General features: G+C 64.5%; 17 protein-coding genes and 3 tRNA genes. 10 read left to right on the top strand and 10 right to left on the bottom strand.

The features are described 5' to 3' along the window. Positions 1–75: 75 nt before the first annotated feature. Positions 76–480, top strand: coding sequence for a ribbon-helix-helix protein, CopG family (locus C477_RS02050; protein WP_008892766.1), 405 nt, complete (start codon positions 76–78; stop codon positions 478–480). A 427-nt stretch (positions 481–907) separates the two neighbouring features. Here the strand turns inward: C477_RS02050 and C477_RS02055 are convergent, their stop codons facing one another. Next, positions 908–1,363 (bottom strand): DUF5814 domain-containing protein, encoded by a 456-nt coding sequence (locus tag C477_RS02055; protein WP_008892767.1) that lies wholly within the window; start codon positions 1,361–1,363, stop codon positions 908–910. Positions 1,364–1,519: 156 nt separating this feature from the next. Between C477_RS02055 and C477_RS02060 the strand changes: the two genes are divergently transcribed. Continuing rightward, a tRNA-His gene (locus C477_RS02060) sits at positions 1,520–1,591 on the top strand. Between the two features lie 144 nt (positions 1,592–1,735). On the opposite strand, the gene C477_RS02065 is transcribed toward C477_RS02060, so the two are convergent. Further along, entirely contained in the window at positions 1,736–2,593 is an 858-nt protein-coding gene (locus C477_RS02065) for an alpha/beta fold hydrolase (protein ID WP_049914145.1), read from the bottom strand. Between the two features lie 115 nt (positions 2,594–2,708). Between C477_RS02065 and C477_RS23935 the strand changes: the two genes are divergently transcribed. Continuing rightward, on the top strand, positions 2,709–2,882 hold the full coding sequence (locus tag C477_RS23935) for a hypothetical protein (protein WP_008892769.1): 174 nt from the start codon (positions 2,709–2,711) through the stop codon (positions 2,880–2,882). 134 nt (positions 2,883–3,016) lie between these two features. Beyond that, positions 3,017–4,327, top strand: a complete 1,311-nt coding sequence (locus C477_RS02070; protein ID WP_008892770.1) for a hypothetical protein — start codon at positions 3,017–3,019, stop codon at positions 4,325–4,327. A 61-nt stretch (positions 4,328–4,388) separates the two neighbouring features. Here the strand turns inward: C477_RS02070 and C477_RS02075 are convergent, their stop codons facing one another. The 4 genes from C477_RS02075 to C477_RS02090 all read right to left on the bottom strand — a co-directional run bounded on the left by C477_RS02075 (position 4,389) and on the right by C477_RS02090 (position 6,958). Then, positions 4,389–4,619 (bottom strand): hypothetical protein, encoded by a 231-nt coding sequence (locus C477_RS02075; RefSeq protein ID WP_008892771.1) that lies wholly within the window; start codon positions 4,617–4,619, stop codon positions 4,389–4,391. A 157-nt stretch (positions 4,620–4,776) separates the two neighbouring features. Further along, positions 4,777–5,271, bottom strand: a complete 495-nt coding sequence (locus tag C477_RS02080) for a phosphate-starvation-inducible PsiE family protein (RefSeq protein ID WP_008892772.1) — start codon at positions 5,269–5,271, stop codon at positions 4,777–4,779. Positions 5,272–5,644: 373 nt separating this feature from the next. After that, the gene (locus tag C477_RS02085; RefSeq protein ID WP_008892773.1) at positions 5,645–6,502 is read right to left on the bottom strand and encodes an aldo/keto reductase; all 858 of its coding nucleotides are present in this window, start codon (positions 6,500–6,502) and stop codon (positions 5,645–5,647) included. A gap of 382 nt (positions 6,503–6,884) precedes the next feature. Continuing rightward, positions 6,885–6,958, bottom strand: a tRNA-Phe gene (locus tag C477_RS02090). 222 nt (positions 6,959–7,180) lie between these two features. On the opposite strand from C477_RS02090, the gene C477_RS02095 reads away from it, so the two are divergent. Both C477_RS02095 and C477_RS23940 read left to right on the top strand, forming a co-directional pair. Beyond that, the gene (locus C477_RS02095) at positions 7,181–7,627 is read left to right on the top strand and encodes a DUF7344 domain-containing protein (protein ID WP_008892775.1); all 447 of its coding nucleotides are present in this window, start codon (positions 7,181–7,183) and stop codon (positions 7,625–7,627) included. 1,023 nt (positions 7,628–8,650) lie between these two features. Beyond that, positions 8,651–8,827 carry a hypothetical protein gene (locus tag C477_RS23940; RefSeq protein WP_008892777.1) on the top strand — a complete coding sequence of 59 codons (177 nt, stop codon included), beginning with the start codon at positions 8,651–8,653 and terminating at the stop codon, positions 8,825–8,827. A gap of 366 nt (positions 8,828–9,193) precedes the next feature. On the opposite strand, the gene C477_RS02105 is transcribed toward C477_RS23940, so the two are convergent. Continuing rightward, positions 9,194–9,267: transfer RNA gene (locus C477_RS02105), tRNA-Val, on the bottom strand. 61 nt (positions 9,268–9,328) lie between these two features. Here C477_RS02105 and C477_RS02110 point away from each other — a divergent pair. Beyond that, entirely contained in the window at positions 9,329–9,823 is a 495-nt protein-coding gene (locus C477_RS02110) for a DUF192 domain-containing protein (RefSeq protein WP_008892778.1), read from the top strand. Positions 9,824–9,901: 78 nt separating this feature from the next. Then, entirely contained in the window at positions 9,902–11,854 is a 1,953-nt protein-coding gene (locus C477_RS02115; RefSeq protein ID WP_008892779.1) for an ABC transporter ATP-binding protein, read from the top strand. Between the two features lie 238 nt (positions 11,855–12,092). Here the strand turns inward: C477_RS02115 and C477_RS02120 are convergent, their stop codons facing one another. Continuing rightward, the gene (locus C477_RS02120; RefSeq protein WP_008892780.1) at positions 12,093–12,437 is read right to left on the bottom strand and encodes a DUF5789 family protein; all 345 of its coding nucleotides are present in this window, start codon (positions 12,435–12,437) and stop codon (positions 12,093–12,095) included. A 155-nt stretch (positions 12,438–12,592) separates the two neighbouring features. Between C477_RS02120 and C477_RS02125 the strand changes: the two genes are divergently transcribed. Further along, positions 12,593–13,333 carry a creatininase family protein gene (locus C477_RS02125; RefSeq protein WP_008892781.1) on the top strand — a complete coding sequence of 247 codons (741 nt, stop codon included), beginning with the start codon at positions 12,593–12,595 and terminating at the stop codon, positions 13,331–13,333. A 54-nt stretch (positions 13,334–13,387) separates the two neighbouring features. Here C477_RS02125 and C477_RS02130 read toward each other — a convergent pair whose 3' ends face one another. Both C477_RS02130 and C477_RS02135 read right to left on the bottom strand, forming a co-directional pair. Next, complete coding sequence (locus C477_RS02130) at positions 13,388–13,903, bottom strand: DUF5790 family protein (RefSeq protein WP_008892782.1); 516 nt, start codon at positions 13,901–13,903, stop codon at positions 13,388–13,390. Between the two features lie 197 nt (positions 13,904–14,100). Further along, positions 14,101–14,475, bottom strand: a complete 375-nt coding sequence (locus tag C477_RS02135) for a dihydroneopterin aldolase family protein (protein ID WP_193366249.1) — start codon at positions 14,473–14,475, stop codon at positions 14,101–14,103. Between the two features lie 399 nt (positions 14,476–14,874). Here C477_RS02135 and azf point away from each other — a divergent pair, with 399 nt between their 5' ends. Next, the gene (gene azf, locus C477_RS02140) at positions 14,875–15,624 is read left to right on the top strand and encodes an NAD-dependent glucose-6-phosphate dehydrogenase Azf (protein WP_008892784.1); all 750 of its coding nucleotides are present in this window, start codon (positions 14,875–14,877) and stop codon (positions 15,622–15,624) included. The last annotated feature ends 75 nt before the right edge of the window (positions 15,625–15,699 follow it).

Raw genomic sequence — 15,699 nt, forward strand, 5'->3', positions numbered from 1 at the left:
GGTCCCGGAAGCGGCGATCGAGTGGTCGTCTGACGAATCGTTAAGTGTCACGCCCGACGAATAGACGACAAACAGATGGGCAACAAGAACAAGACGATCTCGTTTCGAGTGAACGAGGACGCGTTCGAGGCGCTCCAGGATATCGCCGAAGAGCGCGACATCTCGTTGTCCGCCGTCTTCCGGGACTACGTCGACCAACTGGTCGAACACGACGGGCAGGTCGAGGTCGTCCCCGAGGACGAACTCGAGGCGATGGGGAGCGATGACGGGGAGCAGACGTTTCCGCCGACCGTCGAGGTCCGCAAGAGCTTCGTCCGCGAACACGAGCGCCTCGAACTCGAGGCCGAACACCTCCGGGAGCAACTCGACGAGTACAAGGGCTACGTCAACGAGTTGCAGGACCGACTCGAGGACGAGGAAGACGAGATCCTGTTGCTGGACGATCTAGACGAGGAAGACGAATCGTACCAGTTGCGATAGTCGGCGCTCGGAGCAGATTGAACTGAACTGATTTCTGTGGTGGCGCGCGCCGGAGTTGGGAAACCGAAGCGTGAGTGCCCGCTGTGTGACTGCTGAATATCTCGGATGAATCGCCTCGAAATCAGGTTCCGCGGAACTCGGCCTGCTGCTTATAGCGATGGTACATCAACCGAGATTCTTGAGTGAATCCGGCATCTCGCCGGTTACCAGCCATCGAAGGAGACTCCATCCGAGAGCGATCCAAAACACGATGACTGCCCCGAACAATACTTGCTCCATACGCCTACGTACACACGATTTTATAAATTCATATTGGTTATTCTTCCAAATGTAGGTGCTGGATCGTCAGATCTGTTCTAGGCACGTGTAAGAAATAGTAAAATCGTGCGACGTTCCGTTTCTCCAGTCAGCAGCGGCAACGAGAGTACTATCGGGCGAGATTCTGCTTCGCCTGCCGGATCTCGTCGCGTTTCTCGTCCTGACCGTCGATCCGCGCCAGTCCCTCGGCCGCCTCGAGCGTGCGGACGCCGTTGTCCAGAAACGAGAGGACGTCGCCGGGGTAGGCGTAGACCATGTAGTCGTCGGTCATCACGTCGACGATCGCGTCCGGGCCCAGCCCCTGTGCGCGCAACTCGAGGAGGTACTGGATGAATTTTCGTTCCGGGCAGCCACAGTAGGGGTTGTTGTCGCAGCTACAGTCCAGGAAGTCCTCCGTGAAGTCGAGGACACGATCCCGGGTCGCGTCGTCTAACTTCTCGAGGCCCTGACCCTGGAAGAGCATGTCCAGCGTCGCCCCCTTGAACGCGCCCTTCGGGATGTTCGTCTCGAGCTGGGAGCTGAGCTGCCGGTGGTTTTTGACGTAGATTTTATCGGTGATGGCCACGCGTTGGCGGCCCTAGCGGCGCTGGGCCGAAAAACGTCCCGGTCCGCGTCGCGGCCGGCGAGTGCCCCGGAATCACGCGGTACTGTCTCGCACGGACGCGTACTCGAGTCGTAACGTATTTCAGTTGGACCGGCCGTAACTGATTGTGTAAGCGTGTCCGGGTTGGGGTAGTGGTTATCCTTCAGCCTTGTGGAGGCTGAGACGCGGGTTCGATTCTCGCACCCGGACTTCCTGCGGCGAACAAACTCGTGAGCCGCAGGAGTCGTCAGAGAATCGAACTACGCGAGACGAACGAAGTGAGTCTCGCAGTCGGGTTCGATTCTCGCACCCGGCCATTTCGAAACGGTATCGTGAACGAGCCGCCGGTGTCCGTCACATCGCGTTCTCGAGGAACCCGGTCAACCGCTCGACGAAGTACTCGGGTCGTTCCTCGGGGATCCAGTGGCCGGCCCGGTCGACGACCTCGCCGTCGACGTCGGTCGTGACCGCGTTCATGTCCGCGATTGGCAGCTCGCGGAAGGAGGTCGCGCCGCCGAGGGCGAGCACCGGCGTCTCGAGCGGGTCCTCGGCGTGCGCGTCGTTATTCTCGGCGTCCTCGTCGTAGGCGCGGTAGTACTCGAAGCCGCCCCGGAGCCCGCCGGGCTGGGAGTAACAGCGGACGTACTCGTCGCGGGCGTCGGTATCAATCGCTGAGGGGTCGTAGGCGCCCTGCTTGTAGAACCACGAGAGGTAGAGCCGCTCCCGTCCGGCGACCAGTCGTTCGGGCAGGTCGGGAACGGAGTGAAAGCGCGTGTGCCAGAGCCGCCGTTTCTCCTCCTCGCGGACGCCCGGGAGCCCGGCGTCGAGGACGCAGAGGGCGCCGACCTCGCCGCGATACTGGGCGGCGTAGGCGTAAGCCGTCGCCATCCCCCAGTCGTGGCCGACGAGCGCGATCGGGTCGTCGCCGAAGCCGAGGTGGGCGACGAGTTCGCGAACATCGGTCGCGACGGTGTCCTTGTCGTAGCCCGCCGCGGGCGTTTCGGAGTCGCCCATGCCGCGGAGATCCGGCGCGATGACGGTGTAGTCGTCGGCGAGAGCGGGAATCACCGCGCGCCACTCGTACCAGGTTTGGGGCCAGCCGTGGAGCAACACCAGCGGCGGCCCCTCGCCCGCCGTCACGTAGTGCAGTTTGACGCCGTTCACTCGCGCCAGTCCGTGCTCGAGGTCGTCGAGCGCGTCCGCGTCGACCATGTCCCCCTCCTCAAGGCCCGCGAAGTTCACTGTTCGGCCGCGGCCGGGGCGGCGTTCGAACCGCCCCGTGGATCCACGCGAACATCCAATATCGAGGGGGACCTACGCTCGAGCGATGGCGACGACCGATCCGGACGATTCGTTCGATTGCGACACCTGCGGGCGGACGGTCGCGTTCGACGAGGCCCGTCGAACGAAAACGATGGGCGGGCTCGATCCGACGACGTGGCAGACCCTCTGTTGTCCCCACTGCGGCTCGCGCCTGAAGACTGTCTACGTCGGCGACTGATTGGCCGCTCGAGTCAGCGATTCCCGACCTGAGCGCTCGAGGCCGATACGAGATGCCGAACACCACCTCGAGTAGCCCGTTCGGCGGCGTGTTCATGCGTCCGCGTTTAGGACGGCGGTCGCGTACGAACCCGCATGGCCAATGCCGGACTCGGACGGACCGTCGACGAGCCCGCACGGAACGCGGCGCTGGCCTGGATCGTCACGCTCGCGCTCGTCGCCTTCGCGATCAACCACGGCCTCGCCGAGTCGTACCGCTGGTTCGCCTTCACCGGCTTCGCGGTCGCGATCGTCCTGCTCCCGGTGGCCGCGTTCCGCGATCCGCTCGCGATGCCGCCGTGGGAACTGCTGGCGCTGGTCGCCGTTCCCGTCGTCGACGCGACGCTGTTCGGTCAGTCCTCGCTGACGACGGTCGCGACCTACGTTGCCGTCGCCGCGGTCGCGCTCGTCGCGACCGTGGAGATCGATCGGTTCACGGCCGTGCGAATGAACCACACGTTCGCGATCGTCCTGGTCGTGCTCACGACGCTGGCGGTCGCCGGAACGTGGAACGTCGCTCAGTGGCTGGCCGACGTGACCGTCGGCACCAACTACGTCCTCGACGGTCGCTCGCAGGACGCCGCCAACCGCGCGCTGATGATCGACTTCGCGTACGCGGCCCTAGCCGGACTCCTCGCTAGCGTCGTCTTCGGGCGCTATTTTTCGTACGCGCCGAACGACAGCGATCAGACGCGAGCGTACTCTCCCATCAACGACGCTCCGGGTGAGGCGGAGCCGGACGACGACGCGCCGGACGAAGAACCCGATCCGGTCCCGAGTCTGATTCGCGACCGGTTGGACGCCCCCGACCGAACCGTCGAGATCCTCTCGCGAACGATGCAGGTCGCCCTCGCCGTCCTCCTGCTGTACGGGTTCGTCACGCGGGACCTGACGACGGTCTCCAACAGCGCCATCGCGCTCGGGATCACGTTCCTCCCCGCGGTGTTCGAACGGGACCGGCGACTGCCCCTCGAGCCGGGACTGGTCTTCTGGCTCACCGCGGCGGTGTTCCTACACGCGCTCGGCTCCGCGGGCCTCTACAGCTTCATCGGCCCGTGGGACAGTCTGACCCACACCGTCTCGGCGTCGATCGTCGCCGCGGCGGGCTACGCCGTCGTCCGGGCGATCGACCTCCACACCGACGAGATCTACTTCCCGCCGCGGATGCTGATCGCCTTCATCCTCGTGTTCGTGCTGGCCTTCGGCGTCCTCTGGGAGCTCCTGGAGTTCGCGCTCGACTGGAGCGCACAGCAACTCGGCCTCAGCGCGGTCGTCGCCCAGCACGGCCTCAATGACACGATCGTCGACCTCTTCTACGACGTCGTCGGCGCCGGCGTCGCCGCGATCTGGGGCTCGTTCTACCTCACCGAACTCTCGAATCGCATCGCCAGCCAACTCGAGAGTTGAGCCAGTCGACCGCTCGAGCCGACGCTCGAGAGAGACCCCAACGCTCGACGGCGTTCCGACGCTACGCCGACTCCTCGAGCTCGTCTCGCTCGGCGCGCTCGATCGGATATCGTCGGCCGTCGCCGAGCTCCGCGAGTGCCTCGTCGAAGTGGTCGATCCCGCGGCCGACCGCGTGGTGAAAATCTACGAGCGCGCCATGGGCTCGGCGTACTTCCTCGAGGCCGCGCTCGATCTCTTCGAGGGCCGCTCGCTCGTCGTCGGACAGGTCGGTGATCGGAGACAGATCACTCATACCGACCGTCTCTCGGTCGAGTAGTTAGAGATACGGCCTGAATTGACGGGGTGTCGCGCGTCGGTGGAACCGGACCGCGGATCGAGCGCTCTCGCGGGACGCCTCTCGTCTGTACGGGCCGGAGGTTAGTCGACGGGACCGAAACGGGCGGCCGGACTCACGGCGACCTCCCGTACACGCGCTCCGCGAAGAGCAACGCGACGAGTCCGAAGATGATGATCGTGTACGAGATCGCGGCGAACAGGGCGTCTTGCGTGCTCGCGTACTCGCTCGTCCGGAAGATGATCGCTTTTCGGACCATCGCGATCACTCCCGTGTAGATCACGAGCCTGACGATCTGTCGGGTGTCGCTCTCCTGCGTGTACGCGATGACCGTGTGATACACTTCGACGATTATCAGCAAGAGGAGCCCCGTGTCGATGAACCCGATGACGACGAGCGGATCGGTGATGTTCCCCGTTTGAATCGACCGCAGGATCTGCAGCGTCAGATCGACGACCCCGATCGCAAAGAGGATCGCGAAGACCCACGCGGCGACCAGTTCGACGTATCGAATGAACTGATCCGCCACCGCGGCGATCCGGTCGGGATCGACGACGGTAGCGGGAGCGTCGGACGCCGGTCCTCGAGAACCGTTTTCGTCGTCAGTCATAGCCGTTCGGAGACCGTACGGTCCAGACGTCGATTCGGACGAGGATAAGCGTTCCCGGGCGGAGGGACATCGTACGCCGGCGACGGTTCCGACCGCTCTCAGCCCCTCCGACGCACGCAGGGCTCGCAGCAGCGGTCGGCGTCTCGCGATGGACGGGCAACGCGTCGGCGGCGGCCGATACGGTTCGAGCCGCGAACTGGCGGCCGATTTCGACTGCCGGATCAAGGGCGTCTTCCGCTACGAACCGGGCGACGACTGATCGCCGCAGGCGACGATCACGTCGATCCGCAATCCGTTTCCGAAGGCCGATGCGATCACCGACGGCCTGCGTCGGAACGGCGTCGACGTCAGAGAGGGATCGCGGCAGAAGCGCTCAGTCGGCCGCGTCGGTCAACCGCTGGACCTCGTCCTCGGACAGCGACAGCTGCGAGGCCGCGACGTTCGACTCGAGGTGCTCCGGACTCGAGGTGCCCGGAATCGGCAGGATAACCGCCGACCGCTCGAGGAGCCACGCCAGGGCGACCTGGCGGCGCGTCGCGTCGTGTTCGTCGGCGATCTCGTCCAGGAGATCGCCGTGCTCGTCGACGTCGTCGCCGTTGATCGGCGCCCACGGAATGAAGCCGATCCCCTCCTCGGTACAGAGTTCGAGGGCGTCGGCGGCGCCGCGGTCGCCGACGTTGTAGCGGTTCTGGACCGTCGCGATCTCGACCTGCTCGCGGGCCTGATCGATGTGTTCCGGCGAGACGTTGCTGAGCCCCACCTCGTCGACGAGCCCCTCGTCTTTGAGTTCGGCGAAGGCCGCAACCGAGTCCTCGAAGGGCGTGTCGTCGTCGGGCCGGTGGAACTGGTAGAGGTCGATAGTATCGGTCTGCAGGCGATCCAGCGAGGTGAGCACCTGATTGCGGATGTAGTCGGGATCGCCGTGGGCGAGCCACTCGCCCTCGCGGTTGCGCAACAGGCCGGCCTTGGTCGCAACCAGCACGTCGTCGCGATCGCCGATCGCCTCGCCGATGAGCCGTTCGCTGACTGCGGGGCCGTAGGAGTCGGCCGTGTCGACGAGATCGACGCCGATATCGACCGCCCGCTGGAGCACCTCGCGGGCCTGGTCCTCGTCCTCGGGCGGCCCGATGATCTCGTCGCCGGTGAGACGCATCGCCCCGAAGCCGAGCCGATGAACGGTTCTGTCTCCGATCTCGAACGTGTCGCTCTCGTTTTGTGGTGTCTCGCTCACGGGCGTGTTACTGCCGGCGGACGCATAACCGTTGGCCACGGCCACGTCGGGTTCCGGTTTCTGCCCGCTCGCGGTCTCGATTGCCGCCCTCGAACTGAGTGCAGCGGTTCGCTTGAGACGGCCTAAAAGCCAGTTAGAACTCTTCTCCAGTCGCTTCTTCGGCCGTTTCCTCGATCCCTTCCGAAACCGCTTCTTCTGCCCCGCCCGAGAGGTAGCCGTCGATCGCCTCCGTCAGTATCTCGAGTACACTCATAATTCACGGATTAAATTGATAGTACAATACTCTGTCGTGAGAGAGCTTCGCTCGCAGAACCTCAGTCTAGTTCAGAATCCGCTCGGCGTCGTTTCTACGTCTCCTCACTTCGTTCGTCGCTGTAGAATATGCCGCCTCCCGGATTTGAACCGGGGACAGCTCGATCTTCAGTCGAGTGCTCTCCCAGTCTGAGCTAAGGCGGCGCACCTCTATCTCTGTCGATCGTATAAAAAAGGATTTCGAATCAGAGCCGGTATGACAGCCGCCTACACGAGTATCATTTCGTTTGTGATAGGTGGGGTTAGGAAAACACATCGAAAAGTAACGCGGAGAATACGCTCGAGTTTATCAGTCATTGATTCGTGTGTGTTGGATTTTTAGATATTCAAGACACCCTTTTCCGGGCCGGCGAGTAATATCGTGTTATGGAGGCACTTACCTCGAGTCAGGAGGGACGACAACTCTCGGCAGATACCATCCTCGAACTGCTCGCGAACCGGCGACGGCGGTACCTCCTCTACGCACTCCGCGGGCAGGAAGATCCGATCGAACTCTCGACGCTGGCCGAACAGGTCGCCGGCTGGGAACACGACGTACCCCCGGACGAAGTCGCCAAGAACGAGTACAAGAGCGTCTACGTCTCCTCCGTCCAGTGTCACGTCCCGAAACTGGCCGACGCGGGCGTCGTCGACCACGACGAGGACAACCACACGGTCGTCCTCGGGGACAACTTCGACCAGCTCGAGCCGTACCTCCGCGTCGTCGTCAAGGACGAACCGGAGAATTCGACACTCCACGCCGCGCTCGAACGCGAGTCCGGCGACGGCCTCCTGGGACGCGTTCGGGAGAACGTCGCCCGACTCAAGCAGTAGCTCGATTCGAACCGCCGCCCGAACCGACGACGGCGAACCGTGTCGCTCGAGGCACAGTGACTGTTTTCTCGCGGGACGATTCGGTTTGAACGACTCGCGACAATCAGTGAGCAGGGACGTGACGACGCTACCAGCGCGTCGGAGCGATTCCAGCTCCGCAAAATCGGTTTCGAGAGAGATATCCTTACATTACCGACGGGGGACTGTCTTAACAAACGAGTGTCCATAATACGTCATTGGAAACCAGTTCCTGGCGTCTCGTGGTAGAGAACGGAGCGGTTCGAGCGACGCGTCGAATCCGAACGGCAGCCACAGCGAGCGGCCCAAATCGGGTTGGCGAAATAGACAGTCACCTGACTGTTTCACTGACTGCAACGAGCCATCTACCCGCCGAGACGAGTAGTGTATCGAATGCAAGAGCGTCATCGGTACTGGAATGGACACCGTCTCGAGAGGAAGTACAGGATGCGCTCATAAGATCCCCGATAGATGAATCGACCGTCCAGCGTGCGGCGTCCGGAGCGCGTCAAATCCGTGGTGGCGAGTCGCTGCCGGCGACCGAGATCGAACGCTCGACCCCCGACTCGAGGAGATTACGATCAGGATCGGCCGGGACGGCGCGCTGTTGCACGCCGTCCGGGACGGTCACCGGCTGGTCATCGCCAAACTGCTCGGTATCGAGGCGATTCCGGTCCTCGTCCGCCGGCGACACGCGCGGTGGCAATCGACTCGCGAGGATCTCTCGACCGCGATGCCTGCGTTCGTTCGAACCGTCGGTCGACGGGAGCGCGATGCCGGCATCGAACGAGTGAGGCTGGGGTGTAACAGTGGCCCGACGAATCCGCCTTCGGGAGCGCACAATGAGGCCGTGGGAACTCCCCAACGGCCGGTGACGGGCCGTAATGCGGTCGCTACCGACTCGCCACGCGGTCGATACCACGAGCAACGGTCCGGTATCGCTCGAGTACCGCGCGGAGGGGAACGCGTAACTATCCGTCCCGAACGTGTCTCCTCGGACAGCGTATGCTCGAGTCTCGAGACGAAGACGCGTTCCGACCGGCGCCCGCCGAAGCGGAGTGGGAACCTGAGTCGATGTCCGGCGTCGTCGGCGTCCGAATCGCGACCAGCGAGGAGGACGGACCGTCGTCCTCGGAGTGGCTCTGGTCCTCGCAGTGGCTGGACCTCGTGGCCAAACGCTGACCCGTTCGTCGTCGAGCGGTCTTCGTCCGGTTCGGCGTCGGCTCGGTCGGATTCGGCAGGTCCGAATGATCGCCGACGGTCCCGTTCCGAGCGCAGCGTTTCCGGACGGTCGTCCGCGGTCGGTGGCGAGCGAGAATGGATGGCCCGGGAGTGCACTCTCGTCGCGAGGCTTGGCGGTGCGCTGGCTCGTACGCTTGAAGAGAGATCGACTCGAGTGCGTTCGAGAGAGACTGGCTCGAGTCGAAGCGGGGCTCGGGCGGGTTCGAACAACGCGAAGACGGTCGCTCACTTCGTTCGCGCTACGTCTTCTCTCGTTCGAAAGCCCTCGCATACATTCCTGTGACTCACTTTCGTTCGTCTCAGAAATGGGCTCGGGCGGGTTCGAACCACCGACCTCGGCCTTGTAAAGGCCGCGTCATGACCAGCTAGACCACGAGCCCGCATCCGAACCAAATCACCCCGTCCGAATAACCTTTACTTTCTCGCGCTCGAGGATCGATCATGGCCCTCGAACGCGTCCAGAAGGCCCTCCTGGCGGTTGCAGCTGTCGGCGTGATCGCCATGCTCGTTCTTCAGATGGGGCTGGTCACGCCGCCGTGGACCGAAGACGAGGGCACCGTCCGCGTCGTCGACGGCGACACCGGCGCGGGGCTCGCGACCGTCGACGTCGAGGTCGCGGACACGCCGAACGAACGCTACACCGGGTTGAGTGATCACGAGTCGCTCGCGGACGGCGAGGGGATGCTGTTCGTCCACGGCGACGAGGACGAACGAACCTACGTGATGCGGGAGATGGACTTCGACATCGACATCGTCTTCGTCGGCGCCGACGGCGAGATCACGGCGATCGAGCACGCCCGCGCGCCCGAAGCCGGCGAGGACGGCGAGAATCTCGAGTACTCCGGCGAGGCGAAGTGGGTTCTCGAGGTGCCCCGCGGCTACGCTACCGAGACCGGAATGGAACCCGGCGACGAGATCGAAATCGAGTACGAGTGAGACGCCGGTCGATCCCCGCAGACCACCGTTTCGATTCGTAGCAAACCCTTATTGGCGGCCGACCCGGACTCGAGAACAATGAGCGGGAGTGGCGTCGACTGGGAGGAGGACGACCCGTTCGAGGAACAACGCGAGGAGATCGAGAACCCGATGAAGCGGCTGTTCCTCGAGTACGGGCGCAACTACGCGTTTCAGGCGGTCGTCGGCGTCTTCGCGAGCACCTTCGCCCGGATTCTGGATCTGCTGCCGCCGATCATGCTGGCGGTCGCGCTCGACGCCGTCTTCCGCGGTGAGGCCGGCTACGCCGAGTCCCTCCCCTTCGGCGGCGACCTTGTTGCCCCGTACGTCCCCGCGACCCAGGAGGGGCAGTTCTACCTGACCGTCGGCGTCATCGCCGCCGCCTTCTTCCTCGGCGCGGCGTTTCACTGGCTTCGCAACTGGGGCTTCAACGCCTTCGCCCAGAACATCCAACACGACATCCGGACCGACACCTACGACAAGATGCAGCGGCTGAACATGGACTTCTTCGCGGACAAGCAGACCGGGGAGATGATGTCCATCCTCTCGAACGACGTCAACCGCCTCGAGCGATTCCTCAACGACGGGATGAACTCCCTGTTTCGGATGGCGGTAATGATCGTCGGAATCGGCGTGATCCTCTTCGCCTACAACTGGCAACTCGCGCTGGTTGCTCTGCTTCCGGTGCCGCTGATCGCCGGCTTCACCTACCTGTTCGTCAAGATCATCCAGCCCAAGTACGCCGCCGTCCGGTCGACCGTCGGCAAGGTCAACTCGCGACTCGAGAACAACCTCGGCGGGATCCAGGTAATCAAGTCGAGTACCACCGAAGACTACGAGTCCGAGCGCGTCGAGGACGTCTCGCAGGATTACTTCGACGCCAACTGGGACGCCATCGAGACGCGCATCAAGTTCTTCCCGGGACTGCGCGTCCTCGCCGGCATCGGCTTCGTCGTCACCTTCCTCGTCGGCGGTCTGTGGGTCTTTCAGGGCCCGCCCGGCTCCTTCACCGGCACCCTGACCGAGGGTGAGTTCGTCGTCTTCATCCTCTACACGCAGCGCTTCATCTGGCCGATGGCCCAGTTCGGGCAGATCATCAATATGTACCAGCGCGCCAGGGCCTCTTCGGCGCGGATGTTCGGCCTCATGGACGAACCGAGCCGCGTCGCGGAGAACCCGAACGCGACCGACCTCGAGGTGACGGAGGGCCGCGTCTCGTACGACGACGTCACGTTCGGTTACGACGACGAGGAGACCATCGTCGAGGACGTCGACTTCACCGTCGCCGGCGGCGAGACGCTGGCCCTCGTGGGGCCGACGGGTGCGGGAAAATCGACCGTCCTCAAACTCCTCTTACGGATGTACGACGTCGACGAGGGGGCGATCACCGTCGACGGTCAAGATGTCCGAAACGTTACCCTCGAGAGCCTGCGCGAGTCGATCGGCTACGTCAGCCAGGACACGTTCCTCTTCTACGGCACCGTCGAGGAGAACATCACGTACGGCACGTTCGGCGCCGACCGCGAGGACGTGATCGAGGCCGCGAAGATGGCCGAGGCCCACGAGTTCATTGAAAATCTCCCCGACGGCTACGACACCGAGGTCGGCGAGCGCGGCGTGAAACTCTCGGGCGGCCAGCGCCAGCGCATCTCCATCGCGCGGGCGATCCTCAAGGACCCCGAGATCCTCGTCCTGGACGAGGCGACCAGCGACGTCGACACCGAGACGGAGATGCTCATCCAGCGCTCAATCGACGAGCTCGCGGCGGACCGGACCACGTTCGCCATCGCCCACCGCCTCTCGACGATCAAGGACGCCGATCAGATCCTCGTCCTCGAGGGCGGCGAGATCGTCGAACGCGGCGGACACGAGGCACTGCTCGAGAACGGCGGGCTCTACTCGCACCTCTGGGGCGTCCAGGCCGGCGAGATCGACGAACTGCCACAGGAGTTCATCGAGCGCGCCCAGCGCCGGCAGGCCCGAACGGACGTGAGTACCGACGACGACGATTGATCAGCTCGAGGCGATTTCGCTCTCCGGCCGGCGGCGCACCGGCGCAAGGGTAGGCGTCTACGTCCTCGCCTCCGATACCGCCGAAACGTCCGACGCGCCGCTCGAGGCGACCATCGAAACAGTCGCCACCGGCAGAAGTGGCTCGTTCGCTCGCACGCTGTTCACTCTCCGCTGAAAAGTACTGGCGATACCTCCACCTCGTCTCGGTCTCGAACGACCGGTTCCGCTTCGGACGCGCTCAGAACGACTCCTGTCCTTCCTGATTGTCCTGGTCCGGCGCACCTTCGTCCTGTCGCTGTTCGCCTGACGCGGGCGGGGTGCGGTCGCTGTAGTTCTTCCGTCCGATCGCCTCGTCGCCGACCATGTTCATGATCGCCGTCTCGACGTCGCCGTAGTCCTGGTACTCCTCTTGGTTGAGCGGCCCGATGAGTTCCTCGAGGGTCGTCGTGTTCCCCTCCATCTCGATCTCCTCGTCGCCGTAGCGCTCCATCAGTTCGTCCTCGCTCAGCGGGTAGTCCGCGGACTCGAGGTCGTCGCCCAACTCGCCGAGGTCGACGCCGAGCTGTCGGTCGTCGTTGGTCATGGACGGCAATTACTCGCACCGCCGGAAACCGGTTGGCCCTGCGTTCGCCACCGGAACCGACGGCGGAGCGGCGCGCCGAGGACGCCCGCGCCGACGATACGACGGGAACCGACGGTTCCGAGAGTTTCATGTCCGCTCCGCGGGAGTGCTCGCGCATGGACCTACGCAACGCGACGTGGACGGACGTCCGCGACTGTGAGACGGAGCTGGCGGTCGTCCCCGTCGGCAGCACGGAACAGCACGGCCCCCACGCCCCCCTCGGGACGGACGTCGTCGCCGCGGAGGCGGTCGCCGACGCCGGCATAGAGCGCGTCGACCGCGAGGTCGTCCGCGCGCCGGCGATCCCGGTCGGTATCGCCGAAGAACACCGGCAGTTCCCGGGTACGATGTGGGTTTCCGAGGACACCTTTCGGGACTACGTCCGCGAAGCCGTCGAGAGCCTCGCCCACCACGGCTTCGATCGGGTCGTCATCGCCAACGGCCACGGCGGCAACGTCGACGCCCTGCGGGAGGTCGGCGGCCAGATCACCCGCGACGGCGACGCCTACGCCGTTCCCTTCACCTGGTTCGAGGCCGTCGGCGAGCACTCCGCCGAGATGGGACACGGGGGCCCGCTCGAGACCGCCCTGCTGCGCCACTGCGAGCCCGACCTCGTCCGGGAGGAACGGATCGAGGAGGCCCGAGACGGGCGCGCCGAGAGCTGGGGCGACTGGCTGAGCTATACGAATCTGGCCTACGATGCGGCGGAGTTCACCGAAAACGGCGTCGTCGGCGATCCCGCGGACGGGGATCGGCAACGCGGCGAAGAACTGCTCGAACTGGCGGGGGACGCGTTAGCGCGACTGCTCGAGGCCGTCGCCGAGCGAGGCGTCTCGCGACCCGAGCGCCGGGAGTAGCGGCATCACGGGGCGACGTGGGGCGACGCGAGTCACTCTCGAGTGGCTGCGTCGTTACTCTTCGTCTTCGTCAGACTCGTCTTCGTCAGCGTCGGCGTCGGCTTCCGCCTCCTCTTCCTCGTCTTCTTCCGCGGCGTCCTCTTCTTCGGCTTCGTCGTCGGTGTCCGCATCGGTGTCGGGACCGGCGTCCTCGAGGGTCCCTCGGAGCGCGGGAATCGTCGACGTGAGTTCACCGACCTGCTCGCCGGCCTCGGCGATGTCCGCGATGGCGTCCTCGAGATTGCCGATTTCTTCCTCGAGGTCGTCGGCGTCCTCGAAGGCGTCGGCGCGCTGGCCCATCGTGAACCACTTCTTCGCGTCTCGGAGGTGCTCCTCGGCGTCGCCGGCGTTCAGCGCGGAGTTGAGTCCGTTGAGCACGCCGAGGACGTTGTCGGCGTCGGTCTCCCAGACGTCGTCGGAATCGGGCAGCGCGGCCCAGCCGTCCTCGAGCGAGGATTCGACGTCTGCGCGCATCTCGTTGGCGGCCTCGCCGAACAGTTCCTCGTCGTCGCCGAATGTCGCTTGGCTCATAGCTCACTCTTCACGGGGGCCGGGGTTAAAAGGTCGCCCGAAAGTGAAAGTGAAAACCGACTCGAGCGAGTCGATATCGACCGAACGGCGACGAGATTTCGAAAGGGAGATTACTCGAACCCATGGCGGAACGAGAATGAGAATACGTGTTCGAGCAAATCGACTCCCGATTGTATCCGCCTACCCGCGCTCCGCAATCAGTCAGCCGTCGAGTCGCGACCGCGGACCGATTCGACCTGCATCAGCGGATAGCCGTCCTCCATCTCCATTCGCGTGACGACCTCACAGCCCTCGTAGTCGACGACGATTTCGACCTCGAGGAACCGGCCCGTCAGTTCGGTGTAATCGGCCGCCGAGTCGGCGAGTTCGGCCTCGAGCGCCTCGGTTCGGACGTCGACGGTGACGTCGGTGCAGTGGGGCTGGTTCTCGATAGCTTCCTCCATCGCCGTCTCGAGGCTGGGTGCGCTGGCCGGCGCGACCGGGGTCCCGGCGAACTGGTGGTAGAGCGTGCCGAACTTGATGCCGGCCTCGAAACAGGCGGCCTCGGCGTCGGTGGGATCGCTGTCGGTCATACGCGGATCCTCGAGTGCGCTCGGGAAGGGGATTGCGATGCGAGCGGACGACGATCGAGATCCCGTGCGAACGACGAGGAGCACCTTGCGCTCGTGGCAACAGGGAGTCACCACTCCCTCCCCAGCCGATTCGCTCGTTCGCAGGCTCACGGCTACGCCGTTCGCCATTCCGCGGCGCGAGGCGCCGCGCTCCGCTCCCTCGCTCATCCCTCGCGCGTAGCCGTCGCCGCGCCTTCGAATTACTAGGCGCGCCGTCAGCACGCGCCCCCGCAAAGTGGGATCTCGACCGAGTTCGAGACGAGCGCACTGGTCTGTGACTGTTCGGAACGTATGCTACTACCGACCGAACTGCCGAGGAACCGCATGGTACTTATCGACGCTTTCCCTTCCACCGAACGAATGGCACAGTCAGTCCTGCTTACGGGGGCTGCGGGGCGGGTCGGAGAGGCCATCCTCGGCGGCCTCGCGGACGACTACGAGTGGCGGTTGCTGGATCGGGATCCGCCGACGGAGGACTATCCCGGCGAGTTCGTCGTCGCGGATATCACCGAGGACGAGACTATCCGCGAGGCAATGGAGGGGATCGACGTCGTGCTCCACCTCGCGGGCGACCCCCGAAAGACGGCGCCGTGGGACAGCGTCCTGACGAACAACATCGACGGGACCCAGACGGTCTTCGAGGCCGCCGTCGACGCCGGCGTCGAGAAGGTCGCTTTCGCCTCCTCGAACCACGCCGTCGGCCACTACGAAACCGACGAGCGCACGCCCGAGATGTACCGGGCCGACGACGACTACCTGCTCGACGGGACCGAACAGCCCCGTCCGGGTAACCTCTACGGCGTCTCGAAAGTCGCCGGCGAGGCGCTCGGTCGGTACTACCACGACGAGTACGGGATTTCGGTGGTCAACGTCCGCATCGGGAACCTCACGGAGAACCACCCGCCGATCGACTACGAGCGCGGCCAGGCGATGTGGCTCTCTTACCGGGACTGTGCACACCTCTTCGATCGCTGCATTCAGGCCGACTACGACTACGAGATCGTCTACGGTATCTCCGACAACGACCGGAAATACTACTCCATCGAGCGCGCGAAGGAAGTGCTCGGCTACGAGCCACAGGACAACTCCGCCGCTCACAACGACGACTGACGGTCGCTGCGAGTCCCTCGAGCGGCACCCCTCTCGAGTAGCCTCCGCCGGCACGCTCGCGGGGAAAACCGGCAA

The sequence above is a fragment of the Haloterrigena salina JCM 13891 genome, from assembly GCF_000337495.1.
Lineage (GTDB): Archaea > Halobacteriota > Halobacteria > Halobacteriales > Natrialbaceae > Haloterrigena > Haloterrigena salina.